Genomic DNA, 16,680 nt, shown 5'->3' with positions numbered 1-16,680 from the left:
CATGATTCACTGAAATAGCAGGGAACTTGTGGGAGCGGCTTCAGCCGCGAACACCGACGCAGCCGGTGCCATCCACCGCGTTGGATTCTTCGCGGCTAAAGCCGCTCCCACAGGGTTCGCGGAGCGTATGCAAACTCAGCAAGAGCAGGCCAGGAGCCAGCCATGTCTACCGAACAACTGCAACACACACCGCCGCGCCCCCAGCCGGTGCAAGCCGGGGTGAAACTGCGCGGCGCCGACAAGGTGGCGCGCATCCCGGTGAAGATCCTGCCCACCGAGCAGGTGCCCCGCAAACCCGACTGGATACGCGTGGAGATTCCCACCACGCCCGAAGTGGCACGGGTCAAGGCCTTGCTGCGCAAGCACAAGCTGCACAGCGTGTGCGAAGAGGCGTCCTGCCCGAACCTGGGCGAGTGCTTCTCGGGCGGCACGGCGACGTTCATGATCATGGGCGACATCTGTACCCGCCGTTGCCCGTTTTGCGATGTCGGCCATGGCCGGCCCAAGCCACTGGATGCCGATGAGCCGAAGAACCTGGCCATCGCCATTGCCGACCTTGGCCTGAAGTATGTGGTGATCACCTCGGTGGACCGTGACGACCTGCGCGATGGTGGCGCCCGCCACTTCGCCGATTGCCTGCGCGAGATCCGCAGGCTGTCGCCGGGTATTCAGCTGGAAACCCTGGTGCCGGACTACCGTGGCCGCATGGACGTTGCGCTGGACATCACTGCGCAAGAGCCGCCAGACGTGTTCAACCACAACCTGGAAACCGTGCCGCGCCTGTACCGGGCGGCACGGCCGGGCTCGGACTTCGAGTGGTCGCTGGACCTGCTGGAGCGCTTCAAGCAACGCCTGCCGGCGGTACCGACCAAGTCTGGCCTGATGCTTGGCCTGGGCGAGACCGATGCCGAGGTGGTCGAGGTGATGCAGCGCATGCGTGAGCATCAGGTCGACATACTGACCCTGGGGCAGTACCTGCAGCCGTCACGCAGCCACCTGCCGGTGCAGCGCTTCGTGCACCCTGACACCTTCGCCATGCTTGCCGAGCAAGCCATGGCGATGGGGTTCAGAAACGTGGCCGCCGGGCCGCTGGTGCGCTCGTCCTACCACGCGGACCGGCAACTGCAAGCAGTATAAGGGTTCAGCTCACCCTCATTCGCGGTAGGTGCCTTTTTGCTTGGCGGCGTGAACCGCCAGTGCATCCATGAGCGGGGGCGACAAGCAGTCGTAAGGCTCCAGGCCAAGTTCACGCAGACGCTCGCGAATCGCCGCCATTTGTGCCGGGGGCGTACCGCTTTCGATCACCGAGGACACGAAAGCGGCAAATGCCGGCGCAGACCAGCCGGTTTGCGGGGACAGCTCGGTATGGACGAAGTCAAGGCCGTAGAAGGCGTGGCCGCTGTTCTCGATGCGGCCGAACAGGTGTGCGCCACAGTCACGGCAGGCGTGGCGCTGGATCACTGCGCTGGGGTCAACCACCTGGAGCTTCTCGCCATGGGCCAGCACGCTGACCTTGTCGCGTGGCACCACCGCCACCACCGAGAAGGTCGCGCCTGCGGGCTTCCAGCACTTGGTGCAGCCACAGGCATGGTTGTGCAGTGTTTGTGCGTTGATGGCGACCTGGACCTTGTCGGCCGGGCACAGGCACTGCAGGGTGCCTCCGGTGAAGCCTGGCTGCGCCGGCTGAATGCCCTGGTCGATCGAAGGATGTAACTGTACGACGTTCATGGTACTAGTCCCTCCTGGCGTTGGTGTGTGGTCAGTCTGGAGCGTAGGCGAAATCGAAGTTGAGGGCCTAGTTCATCATCACTTCGTCCAGTGCCTGCTCAAGGGTGCTGACCGTGCGCTCGATGTTGTGCAGTTTTTCGAGCCCGAACAGACCGATGCGGAAGGTCTGGAAGTCGGCCGGCTCGTCACATTGCAACGGCACCCCGGCGGCTATCTGCAGGCCGTGCTCGACAAACTTCTTACCGCTCTTGATGTCGGCATCATCGGTGTAGCTCACCACTACGCCCGGGGCCTGAAAGCCGGCTGCGGCCACGCTCTTGATGCCTTTGCCGGTCAACATGGCGCGCACCCGATCGCCCAGAGCCTGTTGTTCGCTGCGGAGCTTGTCGAAACCGTAGGCTCGCATCTCGTTCATTACTTTGTTAAATCGCGCGAGAGAGTCGCTGGGCATGGTCGCATGGTAGGCATGCCCGCCCTGTTCGTAGGCCTGCATGATCTGCAGCCACTTTTTCAGGTCGCAGGCAAAGCTGCTGCTTTGCGTCTGCTCGATGCGATCGAGGGCCAAGGCACTGAACATCACCAGGGCGCAGCAAGGGGAGGCGCTCCAGCCTTTCTGTGGCGCGCTGATCAGCAGGTCGACCGCGCATTTGTGCATATCAACCCAGATCGTGCCTGAGGCGATGCAGTCCAGCACGAACAGGCCGCCCACCGCATGCACGGCGTCGCCGATGGCCCGCAGGTAATCGTCGGGCAGGATAATCCCGGATGACGTTTCAACGTGGGGGGCGAAGACAATCTGCGGCTTGTGCACCTGAATGGCCGTAAGCACTTCGTCCAGAGGGGGTGGCGCGTAGGCCGCCTGGCGGCCCGTGTCGACCGGCCGGGCCTTCAGCACCGTGGTGGCCGCCGGGATGTTACCCATCTCCAGGATCTGGCTCCAGCGATAACTGAACCAGCCGTTGCGTACCACCAGGCATTGCTGGCCGCTGGCAAACTGTCGCGCTACCGCTTCCATGCCGAATGTACCGCTGCCCGGCACTACCGCAACAGCCTGGGCGTTGTAGACCTGTTTCAGGGTCTTGGAAATATTCCTCATCACGCCTTGAAACGTCTGCGACATGTGATTGAGCGAGCGGTCGGTGTACACCACCGAGTACTCGACCAGCCCCTCAGGATCAATACTGGGATAAAGCTTCGACATGGGTGACTCCTTTGGCAGGGATGTCATTGGTATCGACCCTGTACGTGGCCTTGTCAAATGCCAAGATTGGCCTGGACTGATGAAACCCCAATGTTCAAAGCCCTGGCTTGCATGAGAATCTTCATCGTGGGGCGGACCCTGCAGTCAGCTCACCAGATGGCTTGGTGATCTGGAACAGCGCAATCGTTGACATGAAGGTGCCGTAATCCACCTTCATCCCGACTTCATGTTGACAGGACACGTAGGGCGCGAAAACTTCACCTGAGTGACTGGCCGTTCCGGGCGCAACATCGCCCTTGCTCAGGCCTTCGAGGTAGGCGTTTCGCGGCTTCCTGCGAGGTGCACGACGGCGCGAACCACCCCGTTACCAACCCTCATTGGCCGCGTACTCAGTCGTCCGCGCTTTGCGTCACGAGCTACTCCGGCCCTGCAATGACCTGTTTTTGAAAAGCGAACACTCACGGCCCTGGGTAAGCCCGCAGGGGCCTACAGCCGTCAACTTGAATAGTTAGTGGATGCCTTGATCTTCCAATACATTGCGCAACGCATGGACGCCAACAGCAACGATCAACCCCGTCATGACGATGCCGGCCATTCCGATCAGGACAGCCAGGAGTCGGGCTGACGCATGTTTGGGAGTCAGATCACCGTATCCAATGGTCAAGCCTGTAACGAAGGAAAAGTAAAGACCGTCACCCACTGGCCAATCTTCCATCTCCCCTACAACAAAGCCGAGCAGGGCCATGAATACCAGCAGTGCTGATACTATCGGCCAGACGACGCCTAACCCGCGCCATAACTCACGGATGAAGTTGCGTCTCAAGTGCTTCGTATCTCGCATAGGAAACTCCTAAAATGCTGCAAGCCGCGGTAAGCTGGGTGTAGCACGGTGCACATAAACGCCTAGTGATCCTCACTGGCGGCATGTTCATCGAGAGCCTATCGCCTGCGATGATCGCTCGTGCCGAGTAGTTGGGCCTGCCACTGATCGAGCAAGCGTACGCGCTGAGGTTAGTGGCCGTTACTCACCTGATCGGCACAGCTCTGTTGCAGATTATCCAGATACGGCGCTCGCGCAATGACATCTTCGGCCAACTGCTGACCGGCGACTACTCGAGCCTGGCCATCGCGCGATCTGCACTCGGCCCAGCGAGGCGGCATGGGCCGAATGGAAATGATCAGCAATGTGCTGCGGCGACCTGCTTGCGTTCACCAATGGGAGAAACACCGAAGAAACGGCTGTAGCATTTGGAAAAATGCGCTGGCGAAATGAAGCCACAGGCGAGTGCGATATCGCGTACTTGCGATTCACTGTGCAACAACAGCTGCCGGGCTCGCGACAGCCGCAATTCAAGGTAATACTGGCTTGGCGTACTTTGAAGGTGCTTGTGAAACAGACGCTCCAACTGCCGAACGGAGATGTCGTTCAACTGTGCCAGTTCCTCCAAGGTCATGGGGTCCTCAAGGTTGGCTTCCATGATGCTGACGATCTGGCTGAGCTTGGGCTGGGAGGTACCTAGTTTCTTTCGCAAGGGCACGCGCTGGCGTTCCTGCGAACTACGGACTCGATCACATAACAGCAGTTCGGCCGCATGCGCGGCAATGTCTCGCCCGCCAGGCTCGCGGGCGATCAGCTGCAGGATCATGTCCATGGAGGCCACACCACCGGAGCTGGTGTAACGGTCTCGGTCAAGTTCAAACAACTGGTCGGAAATGATGATGCCAGGGAAGCGGTCCTTCAACGCTTCGATGTCTTCCCAATGGATGGTGCAGCGGTAACCCGTGAGCAAATTGGCGCGCGCCAACAAATGACTACCTGTGCAAATGCCACCCAACGCCACTTGGTCATGGGCGAGCTTGCGCAACCACTTCACGATGGCGCGGGTATTGTGGTCGGAGACGATGGGGTTAGGCCCGACCACGAACAGCATGTCGAGCTTGGGCACGTCCTTGATGCTGTGGTCAGGCAGGATGCGCATGCTGTTGCTGGCGCTCACTGGCTCCATGTCGGCGGCGATGATGAGCGTTTGGAACAAGGGTTTGCGCGCGGCCAGGTTAGCCATGCGCAAGGTCTCCACGGCAGAGGCGAACCCAATGGTGGTGAAATTGGGAATCACCAGAAACCCGATAACCTTGGGTGGGGGATCATTGACAGGGTATCCCGTGGCCAATAGCGAGGATTTCAGCGTACCCATCAATAGGGCTCCTTCAATGCAAAATGACGTGCTCTGCGCCTGTTTGCCGATACCGGCAATTTATTGTGTACAAGGTATTCATGCCAGCGTTGAGGGCATATTACACGGAGTGATAGGGCTGTAGTGGCGTACTGGCCGATATTCGCCCCATGTTTACGGCTCGGCGCAAAAAAGCAAAAACCCTGCGAACGCATCGCCTTCGCAGGGTGAAGTGGCTTGACCAGGTTTAGGCCGATTCGGTTACAGCACTGGGCTGTGGGCGCTTCTTGGGTGAGAAGATCGAGCTCATGCACACGATGGACAGTGCCAGCGCACCGGTTGCCAGCACTTCCATGCGGTGCCCCGGCATGACCAGCATCATCGCCAGAATACTGATGATGGAGGCAACGACCACGTAGCTGAGCCAAGGGAACAACCACATCTTGAAGGACATGACCTGACCTCGACGGGTCATCTGCTTACGCAGGATCAGTTGCGATACCGCGATGGCCAGGTAGACCAGCAGTGCCACGGCACCGGAGCTCGCCAGCAGGAAGGAGAACACCTCGTCCGGTGCGAAGTAGTTCAACGCGGTGGTCAGGAAGCCTACAGCGGTGCTGGCCAGTACCGCGACGAAAGGTACGCCAACCGTTGAGGTGCGCTGCAGAACGGCAGGGCCGTCGCCACGTTTGCTCAGCGAATAGACCATGCGCGATGCGGTGTAGATCGCCGAGTTGAGGCAGCTGGCCACGGCGATCAGTACGACGATATCCACGATCATCTTGGCGTGAGGGATATTCATCAGCTCAAGGGCTCTTTGATAGGAGCCGACCTGCACCAGCATGGGGTCGCTCCATGGCACGATCGAGACGATCAGGAACACCGAGACAATATAGAAGATGCCCATGCGCCAGACGACCGAGTTGGTGGCGCGGGTGATCTGCTTGGAGGGGTCTTTCGACTCTGCGGCTGCGATGGTGACGATTTCAGTGCCCATGAAGCTGAACACCGTGGTCAGCATGGCGCCAATGACCGCAGCCATGCCGTTGGGCATGAAGCCGCCGAAGTCATTGCTCAACTTGACCACGCCACTGACGCTGAGGTTTGGCACGACGCCGGTCAGGGCCAGCGCACCCAAGGCGATGAAGCCCAGCACGGCAATGACCTTGAGCATGGCGAACCAGAACTCGAACTCCCCATAGCGGGCAACGCTGAACAAGTTGGTCAAGGTCAGCAAGGCGGTGACTGCCAGCGCGAACTCCCAGGTTTCGATCGCCGGGAACCACGCATGCAAGATAGCCGCTGCGGCAATCGCTTCGATGGGAATGACCAGCACCCAGAACCACCAGTACAGCCATCCGATGGTAAAACCGGCCGTACGCCCCATGGCGCGTTCGGCGTAGGTGGAAAACGAACCGGTGTCAGGGGAGGCAACTGCCATTTCACCGAGCATACGCATGACCAGCACAACCAGTGTGCCGGACATGATGTAGGCAAGGATGGCGGCGGGGCCAGCCGCTGCGATAGCGTGCCCCGATCCGATGAAAAGGCCGGCGCCGATAGCGCCGGCTATTGAGAGCATGGTGACGTGGCGCTGTTTGAGGCCGGGGGCCAGAGTTGAGTGGCTGGACATTATCATTACCCTTGTTGTTATAGATGGCGGGTGAACAGCTAATGCGAATCGTGCTCTGGGAAATTAATGCAGTGTCGTGACGCTTAGTTGAAAGCCTCGCGGACGGCGTTGCTGATGCCTTCGGTGCAGACGCGCAGAATCAACTCGCCTTTTTCGCGGCTGGCGCCCTTGGGCGATGACAGGGTTCCACACGCCGGTGTGCGCTCAGGAATGATCGGAAACACATCGTAGGGGGGGAAGGTGGCTGGCGGATGATCGACGGCACGGGCCAGGTCGACTTTGTCGGGGTGCAGGGCGAGCATCAACGAGGTCTCGAAGACCCCACCGTGTTCGATGTCCCAGCCGAGGAATCCGTCAGGGTAAAGCTCCTGAATGACCTCGGGCGCATTGACGAAATCCCAATAGGACAGGACGACGACCTTGAAGTCGGTGATGCCGGCATATCGAAGCTCGCGCAGCGCCAGGTCTATGCCTTCCACGATGAACATGGAGTTCTCGTAGTGCCCATTCATCATCACCAGCTTACGCGCGCCATGCCGGGCCAGCTCCCTGATGATGTCCTGGATGGTATGCGTCAGTGTCGCGCCATCCAGGCTGGTGGTGCCGGGAAAGTGATTGCCTCCGCCCGATTTCTGTTGCGACTTGTAGCCGTAGGCCAAGGCGGGCAGTACTAGGCCGTCGACATTGCGTGCTACCGCCTTGCACAGTGCGGTCGGCAGTAATACGTCCACTTCCATGCACATGTGATGGCCGTGTTGCTCCAGGGCGCCCACAGGCAAGAAAATCGGGCTACCGGATGCAACTCGCTGGGCGTACTCAGGCCAGGTGAGTTCGCCAATTACTACGCTATCGTTCATCGGGTGGTCTCTCTATGTACTTGTAATCGTTGAGGTCGTCCGGCTTGTAGCAGGTAGCAGATGTCACGATTTGATCAGATCGCAACCTGCCGGAATTGTCAGTTTCCGACCTGGAGTTGACAAATGCTGCCGTAGCTCTAACCGCGGGCGGTGCGCGGCCCTGCCAGCGCGGCGAGGGGCGAGTTTGATAAACTGCAGGTCGGAAAAATGCAAATCGCCCTAGTGGCGATCTGCTGCAATCGGTAATCAACAAGGCAGTGAAAATTTGGCAAGGCGTGAGTAGAGCACGGCGGGCCAGGCATGTTCTGATTACCGAGGATATCTTCATGAAGTATCACGCCGATCTATCACGCCGTACATTCATAAAAAACAGCAGCGTGCTCGCCGGTACGGCAGCACTGGGCGCCTGGTGGCCCTCCAACAGTTTGGGCGCAGCAGAAAAAGAACTGGTGATATTGGCTTGGGCCGGGCATGCCGCGCCCGATATTGTCGCTGATTTCGAGCACCAGCACGGGGTCAAGGTCCGTGCCAAATACTATACCGGCGGCGATAACATGCTTGGGCTGATATCCCAATCGCCTCCGGGTACATTCGACCTGATTTTGTCGGATGCCGAGTATGTACAGCAACTTAACGCCGCTGATTATATCGAGCGACTGGACCCGGCCGATTACCCGCTCGATGACTTCTTCTCAGAATTCCAACACTTCCCTGGCCACTGGAAGGGTGATGAACTGTATTCGGTGATGGTCCGCTTTGGTTTCCTCGGGATTGCCTTCAATACCCAACTGTTGCCCGAATCCAGGGTCAAAAGTTATCAGGTGTTCTGGGGCGAAAGTCTAAAGGGCAAAGTGGGGCACTTCGACTGGCACTTGCCGAACCTTGGGCAAATCAGTTTGCTCAATAACAACCGTTTGCCCTACGACATTGATGCCGCTCATTGGAAAATGGTGCAGGAAAAAGCCTTGAGCCTTCGCAGCCAAGTGGGCGGCTTCTTCGACTATGGCGGAACGTTCGCCTCGCTGAAGAGTGGCCAGGTCCATGCAATGTGTGGCATTGGCGACTGGATCACCGGTGTCCTGCAGCGTGCCGGTGCCCCGGTGAAAACCGTCGTGCCAGAGGAGGGTGGGTTGCAGTGGACCGAGTCTTACTGCATCGCGAAAAAAGCCCGTAGCCCTGAGCTGGCCAAGAAGTTCATTCAATACATCACCTCACCCGAAGGCCAGGTCAAGTCGGCGAAGATGGAGGCCTATCCAGCGCTGATACCCAACAAGCGCGGCTGGGAGTTGCTCAACCAGGTCGACCCGGCCGAAGCGAAACGCCAGGGCATGGTGTTGGGCCAACGCAACGTCATGGACGATATCCGCGAAGGGCGTATCCAGTACCGCGCACTCCCTGTGCAGCAGAGCCTGGAGCAGTGGAACGACTTCTGGTCGGAATACAAGGGCGCTTGATGGCGCGCAGAGAGGACCGGCGCAATGATCACGAACAAGGTATCGCCCCCGCTGCCCGCCCATGAGCAACCCACCGGCACGCGCGCTTCTCGTCCAGGCAGGCGAAACGTTCGCCTGCCCTGGTATGGGTTGAGTTTTTCTTTACCGATACTGATCTGGCAGTGGGTGTTCTTTGTATTCCCGTTGGTATTCTTGGTGACCATCAGCTTCTGGCTGGTCCGTAACTTTCGCATGCAACCTACATTCGAAAGCCTGAACTGGAGCTACATGTTCAGCTGCGGGTTCTTCTGGGATGCCTACTTTCACACGTGGGCCATGGCAGCAGGTGCCTGCGTCCTGATCAGTGTCGTGGCGTTCCCGTGCGCTTACGCCATTGCATTCAAGTTTCGTGCGGCAACCAGGCAGTGGCTGATCTTGCTGTTGATTACACCGTTTTTCACCAGCTACCTGGTCCGCACGTATTCCTGGCAAGTCTTCCTCAGCGATCAAGGCTTGCTCAATAGCGCGCTGGCACTGCTGGGGATAGGGCCATTGCCCATGCTCAATACAGCCTTCGGAAGTTACGTGGGTTACTTCACCCTGTGTTTGCCGCTGGTGGTGTTGTTGCAGTTGTTCAGCCTGATGTATATCGACCGAACCTTGATCGAGGCGGCGCACAACTTACGCGCAGGCCGTGTGCGCACGGTGTTTCTGGTGATCATACCGTCGGCGCGGGTTGGCATCGTGGTGGCGGCGCTGTTCTGTTTCATCATGACCTTCGGCGATTTTGTCAGCCCGCTTTACCTCGGCGGTGGCCAGCCGCCGACCTTGAGCACGCTCATTACCGACACCACCAAATCAGGGCAGCAATGGCCGCGTGCGGCGGTGATTGCCACGACGATGATCGTGACCTTGCTCACGGTGGCGTTCCTGATGGTTCGCTACGCTTACAGGAGGCGCGCATGAACGAGCATCGTGTCATCAACTTCATGCTGCGCAGCTTTGTCGCTCTGGTCTTCCTGTTCATCCTCACGCCGATCATTGGCAGCTTCGTGTTCTCCTTCAACGTCGACCGTTTCCCATCTTTGCCGCTGGGTGGGTTCAGTTTGCGCTGGTACGAGGCGATCGCAACAGACCTGCAAGTGTGGCAAGCCTTCAAGAACAGCCTGTTCGTCGGGGTGGTGGTATCGCTGGTTTCTACGTTGCTCGGTTTTACTGCGGCTTATACAGACTTCCGTTACCACTTTTTCGGCAAGTCGGTCTACATGGCGCTGGCGCTTTTGCCACCGACCATCCCCGTGGTGATCCTTGGCTTGGCGATGCTGGCGTTCTTGTCGCGGGTCGGCCTGTCCGGTGAGCTCCATGCCGTCATGATCAGCCACATTGTGATGTGTTCGCCCTTCGCGATGGCGGTGATTCGCATGCGCCTGGCGCAGATGGACCCACAACTGGAGGCCGCTGCCTGGAATCTCGGCGCCAGCCAGTGGCACGCTATGCGCTTCGTGATCCTGCCGTTCACGGCGCCGAGCATTTTCGCCGCATTGTTCGTGACCATGGCGGTTTCGTTTGACGAGTTCGCAGTTGCCTGGTTCGTCTCGGGGCTCAACGAGACGGTGCCGGTGCGCATTCTCAATACCTTGCAAGGCCAAGTGAGCCCGACCATCAACGCTATCGGCACGATCGTTTTCATCACGACGATCACGCTCACAACCATCGCGCAGATCTTGCTGATGAGCCGGCAGGAAAAGCCCGCTGACGGCAAACGCAGCTGAACCCTCCATGCCCATGCAGGACTCGAACATGACTCAACCGTTAGTGGTATTCGACAACGTGGTCAAACATTTCGGCAGCTTCGTGGCTGTCGAACCGATGAACCTGGAAATATACAAGGGTGAATTCGTTGCGATCATGGGCTCCAGCGGCTGTGGTAAAACCACTACGCTGCGCATGCTGGCCGGGCTCGACAAGCCAAGCTCTGGCGAGATTCGCTTGAACGGCCAGCGCATCAACGACCTCTACTCGTGGCAGCGGGACACGCCGCTGGTGTGGCAAAACCTGGCGTTGTTCCCCTTTCTGAACGTGGTGGAAAACGTTGAATTCGGCTTGCGGATGCGGGGTATGGCCAAGGCCGCGCGGCGCAAGAAAGCATTGCAATGGCTGGAGCGGCTTGATCTGGGGGAGTTTGCTACGCGGGATATCAGCATGCTTTCTGGCGGGCAACGGCAACGCGTGGCCTTGGCTCGTTCGCTGGTCACCGAACCGTCGATCCTGCTGCTGGATGAACCGCTCAGCGCGCTCGATGCGCGCTTGAGTGTTCGCATGCAGGCGGTACTGACCGGTTTGCAGAAGGACCTAGGTATCACCTTTGTGTACGTCACTCACAGCCAATCGGAAGCCTTTGCCATGGCTGACCGGGTGGTGATCATGAGCCGCGGTCGCGTCGAGCAGATCGGTTCACCGAAGCATATCTTTCTGGAACCACACAATAGTTTTGTCGCCGAGTTTGTCGGCGGCAAGAACATATTCGCGGGGGTCGTGCTCGGTTTCGTCGATACAGGGCTGCTCCAAATCGACTCGCCCTATGGTCGCTTCCGGGCACGCTTGCCCGAAGGCCGAACGGTTGCGTTAGGTGAGAAGGTAACGGTTTGCATCGGTGCCGAAAATATCAACCTGACCACGCAACCGACAGCCGATAGCCGGTTGTCTGGCACGGTCGTGGGTGAAGAGTTCAACGGCTCGATGGTCAACGTCTACCTGGAAACCCGCGATGGCCTGGAATTGCAGGTACAGAGACCGAGCACGGACTACCACGCGCTTGAGTTGAAGGCCGGCCAGACCGTTCATGCTGGATGGGCTGATGCGCGAGCCCTGATTTTGCGTGGCAATTAGGGGTCGAAATTTGGCACGTCTGGCCAAGCAACTACAGGGACAATCGTGGTATTCGCAGTAGACGCTGCGTGGGTGGAGTAGGAGGCAGTACATGCAGCAATTGACTGAAGTCGGCCAGCGACTGACTAGCGCCGTGCGCATTGGCTTTTTGTTGAGCGAAGGGTTCGATTTCTACGCGTTGGCCGCCGCGTTGGAGGCGTTGCGCGTTGCCAATGAATTTGCCCGGTGCGATGTGTGCGAGTGGCAGATCCTCAGCCTTGCAGGCCGGCCGTTGAAGGCTAGCAACGGCATTGCCACAGCCACTGTGGAACTGAACCAGGCAAAACCGCTGGATGTACTGATTCTCTGCCTCGGCAATGAAATACCGCCACGCACAGGCTCCCCACAACTGCGCCACTATGTATCGAGCCCGATGATGCGCAGTGCGGCGGCGCAGGTGACGCGGTTGTTGCCCGCCGTTGATGATCAGGCGGACCTGCCTGCCGGTCATATCCGGTATGTGCATGCGCCGGGTAGCATTTTGGAACAAGTCCAGAAGACCCTGGCGTTGATCACGCCGTTGACATCCCGCCTACATGGGCTCAGCGAACTGGCAGCACTGATCGGGGTTTCCCGGCCCGTTCTTGAACGCTTGTTCGTGCACTGCCCACACTGAATCCTCGCCATCCGTTATCCGGAAGTGCGCCTGCGCTGGGCGCGACTGCGACTGACCCGCTCAGCAGGGTTCAATACTGCGCATAGACCCTGCCCACAGTGCAACTAGTTCTCTGCCTGCCATCGCCTATACCGTCCAAAAAAAGGTTCTTCTCGCACGGGAGGGAAAGTGTGGCGAGTACCCTGCAGCCAAGACGCTTTTTCAGAATGCACCTGATTGAAATCAGTGCGGGTTTGCTTCGCCTTCATTGCTCTTGACCTAGTTTGCACGGCGACGGATCTGATCACTTACGGGTCGGATTCGCGCAAAAAAGCACGCGATTAATCTGGTCGAATGATCACCAGTGGCACCGATAACTGGGCCTCTCTGCTGCTCACTACCAAGGAATAGAAGACATGCAAATGCCAAAAACCATCCAGATCAAGAATGGCGAAAAAGTTAAACCGACGTTCTCGCAACAGGAATATGCCAACCGTCAGTCCACGTTGCGCACTTACCTTGCACAAAACAATATCGATGCTGCGGTCTTCACTTCCTACCACAACATCAACTACTACAGCGACTTCCTGTACTGCTCGTTCGGCCGTCCCTATGCACTGGTTGTCACGCAGGAAGGCGTGGTGTCGATCAGCGCCAACATCGATGGTGGTCAGCCATGGCGCCGTACGGTCGGTACCGACAACATCATCTACACCGACTGGCAGCGCGATAACTACTTCGTCGCGATTCAGCAGGCACTGCCCAAGGCTGGGCGTATCGGCATCGAGTTCGACCACCTGAACCTGATGAACCGCGAAAAACTGGCCAGCCGTTATCCGCACGCCGAGCTGGTGGACATCGCCGCGCCATGCATGCGCATGCGCATGATCAAGTCGGCTGAAGAACACGCGATCATCCGTCAGGGTGCCCGGGTTGCCGACATCGGTGGTGCGGCGGTCGTCGAGGCCCTGCGTGATCAGGTGCCTGAGTACGAAGTGGCGCTGCACGCTACCCAGGCGATGGTGCGTGAAATCGCCCGCACTTACCCTGACTCCGAGCTGATGGACACTTGGACCTGGTTCCAGTCGGGTATCAACACCGACGGCGCCCACAACCCAGTGACGTCGCGTAAGGTCAACAAGGGCGACATCCTCAGCCTCAACTGCTTCCCGATGATTGCGGGTTACTACACCGCGCTGGAGCGGACACTGTTCCTGGACCACTGCTCCGATGAGCACCTGCGCCTGTGGGAAGTCAACGTCAAGGTGCATGAAGCTGGCCTGAAACTGGTCAAGCCTGGCATGCGCTGCAGCGAGATCGCCCTGCAGTTGAACGAGATCTTCCTGGAGCACGACCTGCTGCAATACCGCACCTTCGGTTACGGCCACTCGTTCGGTACGCTGAGCCACTACTACGGCCGCGAGGCGGGCCTTGAGTTGCGCGAAGACATCGACACCGTACTCGAGCCAGGCATGGTGGTCTCGATTGAGCCGATGATCATGCTGCCCGAGGGCCTGCCGGGTGCTGGTGGCTATCGCGAGCATGACATCCTGATCGTCAATGAACACGGCAGCGAGAACATCACCAAGTTCCCATACGGCCCGGAACACAACATCATCAAGAACTAACTGCACAAGCCGCACAGAGAACCTGTGCGGCTTTTCTCATGCCGCCACCAGTACGTTTACCATCTTGCCAGTACTTTGCTTGGGCGATTTTGCCCCCGTGGCGCCTTACTTAGCCAGGAAAGCGGGCGCGGAACGTACGATCTTCGTACTGATAGCCGCGCTATCGGCGGGGGGATCTCGCCAAAAAACATTTGGACAAGGCTCTAGGTCGGAATTTCTGGCGTTGAAAAGCAAAAATGTACCCCCAGAAATACCCTCGATACCCCCAGCAGGATGCACGATCGAGAATGGCGATTCCTGATAGCTCTCAAGGGGGGGGGCACAAACTGGACGTCAGTGCACCTCCATGGCAGGGTCGCCGGAAGGAGGGGGCTGCATGCGTATGGGGCCGTTTGTCCCAACGGCAGCTATCGCCCCAGAGCTGCCATTCGCTGAGGCCGTTAGTGGTTCAATGGAATCCGCTTCCAACACCTGTGACCCCGGGGGTCATGACGTGGCCATGACCCCAACGCAGCTAAGTACGCAATACCTGCTCACCTGCATTACTAGGCAGGCGGACAGCATCGACCAACGCGACGCAAGCAATCAGGGCGATACCGACAAGCGCCCAGTGAAAGTCACCCATCGTCATCTCGCTTTCGCCCCCCCGCACCAACATCGACACCCTCATCAGTAGAGCCGCAATCGCAACGCCGAGCGCCATCGCCAGTTGGAAGAACATGCTGAACAGCGTCGACGCCTCGCCCATCTGTACCTTTGGCACTTCGGCGAAACCGACGGCGTTATAGGTAGTGAACTGCATCGAACGAGACAGCCCGCCAATGAACAGCACCAGAGCCATCCAGTACCACGGCATGTCTCGCTGCAAGAGCAAGCAAGCGAGAATGCAACCGACGCCGATCAAGCCATTGACCAGCAGCACGCGACGAAAGCCATGACGGCGCAGCAGCCCGGTGGTGAAAGGTTTCATCGCGAGGTTGCCGGCGAAGATAGCCAGCACCAGCAGCCCGGCATCTACCGGCGACAGGCCAAAACCAATCTGCAGTAAGAGCGGGATCAGGAACGGTAAAGCGCTGATCGACAGACGGAACAGCGTGCCGCCGACGATGCTAGCCCGGAACGTGGCAATGTTCAGGGTAGCCAACGGTAGCAGCGGCGAGGCGTGGCGCTGACAATGACGGATCGACAGCCAGGTCAGCAGTGCTCCCACGGCAACCAACACCGCCCCCGCGTTGAGGTTGCCGCCCGAGAGCGAGCCAAGCATCTCCAAACCCAATAGCCACGCCGCGCAGGCCGAGGCGAGGAAAACAAAACCGAGCAGGTCGAAGCGCCGTGCCTTGCTTGCGCGTGTGTTGGGTATCAACCACCATGCTGCCGCGATGGCCAGCACGCCAAGCGGGATGTTCAGGTAGAAGATCCATGGCCAGGAAAGATGAGTAACGATCAGGCCGCCAATCGGTGGGCCGAGCACCGGCGCTACTAGTCCTGGCCAGGTGATCACCGCGAGCATCTTCACTAAGTCCTGCTTTTCAGTCGTGCGCAGTACCACCAGGCGTCCGACCGGCACCATCAGCGCGCCACCGATGCCCTGCAACACGCGTGCGACAACGAAGGTTTCCAGACTTGGGGCCAGGCCACAGAGCCACGAGGCAAAGGTAAACAGGCCGATGGCCCCGGCGAACACCTGCCGAGCACCGAAGCGGTCAGCCACCCAGCCGCTTAGCGGAATGAATACAGCCACCGCCAGCAGGTAAGCACTGATGCCGATATTCAAGCTGACCGGGTTCTCGGCGAAGTCACGGGCCATCTGCGGCAGCGCGGTTGCGATGACGGTGGCGTCGAGGTTTTCCATGAAGAAGGTGACGGCGACCAGCAAGGCGATCCAGGTGGCTTGGCGGGTGTTATGGGTGACTGCAGGATTGGCCAAGGTTACAAGTCCTTCTGACAGTGGAGGGTCTTCAATGAGCGCGCGGGTTGCCCCGCGAATACAGGCAAAGCAGTGTCACGCTTTCTGCGCCTGATTCGCGGGGTCAGCTAACTCCGAAAGGTTAGAGATGAGCCTTCAGATCATCTTCATCGCCGCACGCAGCGCCAACAAGTAAGTCTCGACACCAAACCCGCAGATCTGCCCGCGCACGACGTCGGCAAACACCGAGTGATGACGGAACGGCTCCCTGGCATGGACATTCGACATATGCACTTCAACCACCGGCACTTCGACGATGGACAGTGCGTCACGAATACCGTAGCTGTAGTGCGTCCATGCTCCAGCATTGATCAGCACGGCATCCACCCTATCTTCATAGGCTTGGTGGATGCGCTCGCACATGGAGCCTTCGAAGTTGGTTTGGAAGCTTTCGACCCGGGCTCCCAGTTCTTCACCCAGCGATTGCAAGGCCTGATCGATATCGCTGAGGGTTGCCGTGCCGTATTGGCGAGGGTCTCGCTTGCCGAACATGTTGTGGTTAATGCCGTGCAGCATCAGGATATTGGCGACCATGGC

The 16,680-nt window shown here is 58.8% G+C and carries 15 protein-coding genes and 2 pseudogenes; 8 read left to right on the top strand and 9 right to left on the bottom strand.

The annotated features are described in order from the left end of the window. Window positions 1-162: 162 nt before the first annotated feature. Window positions 163-1,137: a lipoyl synthase gene (gene lipA, locus ABE456_RS01275; protein WP_346642359.1), complete on the top strand. Its 975-nt coding sequence runs from the start codon at window positions 163-165 to the stop codon at window positions 1,135-1,137. 15 nt (window positions 1,138-1,152) lie between these two features. Here lipA and gfa read toward each other — a convergent pair whose 3' ends face one another. The 4 genes and pseudogenes from gfa to ABE456_RS01255 form a co-directional block, all read right to left on the bottom strand. After that, window positions 1,153-1,728: an S-(hydroxymethyl)glutathione synthase gene (gene gfa / locus ABE456_RS01270; protein WP_346642358.1), complete on the bottom strand. Its 576-nt coding sequence runs from the start codon at window positions 1,726-1,728 to the stop codon at window positions 1,153-1,155. Window positions 1,729-1,795: 67 nt separating this feature from the next. Continuing rightward, on the bottom strand, window positions 1,796-2,929 hold the full coding sequence (locus ABE456_RS01265; RefSeq protein ID WP_346642357.1) for an aminotransferase class V-fold PLP-dependent enzyme: 1,134 nt from the start codon (window positions 2,927-2,929) through the stop codon (window positions 1,796-1,798). Between the two features lie 136 nt (window positions 2,930-3,065). Continuing rightward, window positions 3,066-3,245: pseudogene (locus ABE456_RS01260) on the bottom strand (hypothetical protein); the annotation flags it as partial. A gap of 192 nt (window positions 3,246-3,437) precedes the next feature. Then, window positions 3,438-3,770, bottom strand: a complete 333-nt coding sequence (locus tag ABE456_RS01255) for a potassium channel family protein (protein WP_346642356.1) — start codon at window positions 3,768-3,770, stop codon at window positions 3,438-3,440. Window positions 3,771-3,832: 62 nt separating this feature from the next. Here ABE456_RS01255 and ABE456_RS01250 point away from each other — a divergent pair. Beyond that, window positions 3,833-4,063, top strand: a pseudogene (locus tag ABE456_RS01250) (PucR family transcriptional regulator); the annotation flags it as partial. A 44-nt stretch (window positions 4,064-4,107) separates the two neighbouring features. On the opposite strand, the gene ABE456_RS01245 reads toward ABE456_RS01250, so the two are convergent. The 3 genes from ABE456_RS01245 to ABE456_RS01235 form a co-directional block, all read right to left on the bottom strand. Continuing rightward, window positions 4,108-5,124, bottom strand: a complete 1,017-nt coding sequence (locus ABE456_RS01245) for a GlxA family transcriptional regulator (RefSeq protein WP_346642355.1) — start codon at window positions 5,122-5,124, stop codon at window positions 4,108-4,110. Window positions 5,125-5,350: 226 nt separating this feature from the next. Further along, complete coding sequence (gabP, locus tag ABE456_RS01240) at window positions 5,351-6,736, bottom strand: GABA permease (RefSeq protein WP_346642354.1); 1,386 nt, start codon at window positions 6,734-6,736, stop codon at window positions 5,351-5,353. 83 nt (window positions 6,737-6,819) lie between these two features. Then, window positions 6,820-7,593: a creatininase gene (locus ABE456_RS01235; RefSeq protein WP_346642353.1), complete on the bottom strand. Its 774-nt coding sequence runs from the start codon at window positions 7,591-7,593 to the stop codon at window positions 6,820-6,822. A gap of 326 nt (window positions 7,594-7,919) precedes the next feature. Here ABE456_RS01235 and ABE456_RS01230 point away from each other — a divergent pair, with 326 nt between their 5' ends. The 6 genes from ABE456_RS01230 to ABE456_RS01205 all read left to right on the top strand — a co-directional run bounded on the left by ABE456_RS01230 (window position 7,920) and on the right by ABE456_RS01205 (window position 14,177). Further along, window positions 7,920-9,047: an extracellular solute-binding protein gene (locus ABE456_RS01230; protein WP_346642352.1), complete on the top strand. Its 1,128-nt coding sequence runs from the start codon at window positions 7,920-7,922 to the stop codon at window positions 9,045-9,047. Window positions 9,048-9,071: 24 nt separating this feature from the next. Next, entirely contained in the window at window positions 9,072-9,992 is a 921-nt protein-coding gene (locus ABE456_RS01225; protein WP_346642351.1) for an ABC transporter permease, read from the top strand. Further along, a complete protein-coding gene (locus ABE456_RS01220; RefSeq protein ID WP_346642350.1) occupies window positions 9,989-10,798 on the top strand; it encodes an ABC transporter permease in 810 nt (269 codons plus the stop codon). The genes ABE456_RS01225 and ABE456_RS01220 overlap by 4 nt, the downstream gene beginning before the upstream one ends. A 28-nt stretch (window positions 10,799-10,826) precedes the next feature. Then, the gene (locus ABE456_RS01215) at window positions 10,827-11,915 is read left to right on the top strand and encodes an ABC transporter ATP-binding protein (RefSeq protein WP_346642349.1); all 1,089 of its coding nucleotides are present in this window, start codon (window positions 10,827-10,829) and stop codon (window positions 11,913-11,915) included. 91 nt (window positions 11,916-12,006) lie between these two features. Then, on the top strand, window positions 12,007-12,570 hold the full coding sequence (locus ABE456_RS01210) for a hypothetical protein (protein ID WP_346642348.1): 564 nt from the start codon (window positions 12,007-12,009) through the stop codon (window positions 12,568-12,570). Window positions 12,571-12,965: 395 nt separating this feature from the next. Further along, window positions 12,966-14,177: a M24 family metallopeptidase gene (locus tag ABE456_RS01205; protein WP_346642347.1), complete on the top strand. Its 1,212-nt coding sequence runs from the start codon at window positions 12,966-12,968 to the stop codon at window positions 14,175-14,177. A gap of 514 nt (window positions 14,178-14,691) precedes the next feature. On the opposite strand, the gene ABE456_RS01200 is transcribed toward ABE456_RS01205, so the two are convergent. Further along, the gene (locus ABE456_RS01200) at window positions 14,692-16,104 is read right to left on the bottom strand and encodes an MFS transporter (protein ID WP_346642346.1); all 1,413 of its coding nucleotides are present in this window, start codon (window positions 16,102-16,104) and stop codon (window positions 14,692-14,694) included. A gap of 135 nt (window positions 16,105-16,239) precedes the next feature. Further along, entirely contained in the window at window positions 16,240-16,677 is a 438-nt protein-coding gene (gene aroQ, locus ABE456_RS01195) for a type II 3-dehydroquinate dehydratase (RefSeq protein WP_346642345.1), read from the bottom strand. Window positions 16,678-16,680 lie beyond the last annotated feature (3 nt).

The organism is Pseudomonas sp. TWI929 (assembly GCF_039673335.1).
Lineage (GTDB): Bacteria > Pseudomonadota > Gammaproteobacteria > Pseudomonadales > Pseudomonadaceae > Aquipseudomonas.
The sequence above is the reverse complement of the archived record's forward strand: the minus strand, read 5'-3'. Positions and strand labels throughout refer to the sequence as shown.

What these genes read in the sequence shown, in the direction of transcription:
- lipA (WP_346642359.1), top strand. Translation starts at nt 163, where the DNA reads ATGTCTACCGAACAACTGCAACACACACCGCCGCGCCCCCAGCCGGTG.
- gfa (WP_346642358.1), bottom strand. Translation starts at nt 1,728, where the DNA reads ATGAACGTCGTACAGTTACATCCTTCGATCGACCAGGGCATTCAGCCG.
- ABE456_RS01265 (WP_346642357.1), bottom strand. Translation starts at nt 2,929, where the DNA reads ATGTCGAAGCTTTATCCCAGTATTGATCCTGAGGGGCTGGTCGAGTAC.
- ABE456_RS01255 (WP_346642356.1), bottom strand. Translation starts at nt 3,770, where the DNA reads ATGCGAGATACGAAGCACTTGAGACGCAACTTCATCCGTGAGTTATGG.
- ABE456_RS01245 (WP_346642355.1), bottom strand. Translation starts at nt 5,124, where the DNA reads ATGGGTACGCTGAAATCCTCGCTATTGGCCACGGGATACCCTGTCAAT.
- gabP (WP_346642354.1), bottom strand. Translation starts at nt 6,736, where the DNA reads ATGTCCAGCCACTCAACTCTGGCCCCCGGCCTCAAACAGCGCCACGTC.
- ABE456_RS01235 (WP_346642353.1), bottom strand. Translation starts at nt 7,593, where the DNA reads ATGAACGATAGCGTAGTAATTGGCGAACTCACCTGGCCTGAGTACGCC.
- ABE456_RS01230 (WP_346642352.1), top strand. Translation starts at nt 7,920, where the DNA reads ATGAAGTATCACGCCGATCTATCACGCCGTACATTCATAAAAAACAGC.
- ABE456_RS01225 (WP_346642351.1), top strand. Translation starts at nt 9,072, where the DNA reads ATGATCACGAACAAGGTATCGCCCCCGCTGCCCGCCCATGAGCAACCC.
- ABE456_RS01220 (WP_346642350.1), top strand. Translation starts at nt 9,989, where the DNA reads ATGAACGAGCATCGTGTCATCAACTTCATGCTGCGCAGCTTTGTCGCT.
- ABE456_RS01215 (WP_346642349.1), top strand. Translation starts at nt 10,827, where the DNA reads ATGACTCAACCGTTAGTGGTATTCGACAACGTGGTCAAACATTTCGGC.
- ABE456_RS01210 (WP_346642348.1), top strand. Translation starts at nt 12,007, where the DNA reads ATGCAGCAATTGACTGAAGTCGGCCAGCGACTGACTAGCGCCGTGCGC.
- ABE456_RS01205 (WP_346642347.1), top strand. Translation starts at nt 12,966, where the DNA reads ATGCAAATGCCAAAAACCATCCAGATCAAGAATGGCGAAAAAGTTAAA.
- aroQ (WP_346642345.1), bottom strand. Translation starts at nt 16,677, where the DNA reads ATGGTCGCCAATATCCTGATGCTGCACGGCATTAACCACAACATGTTC.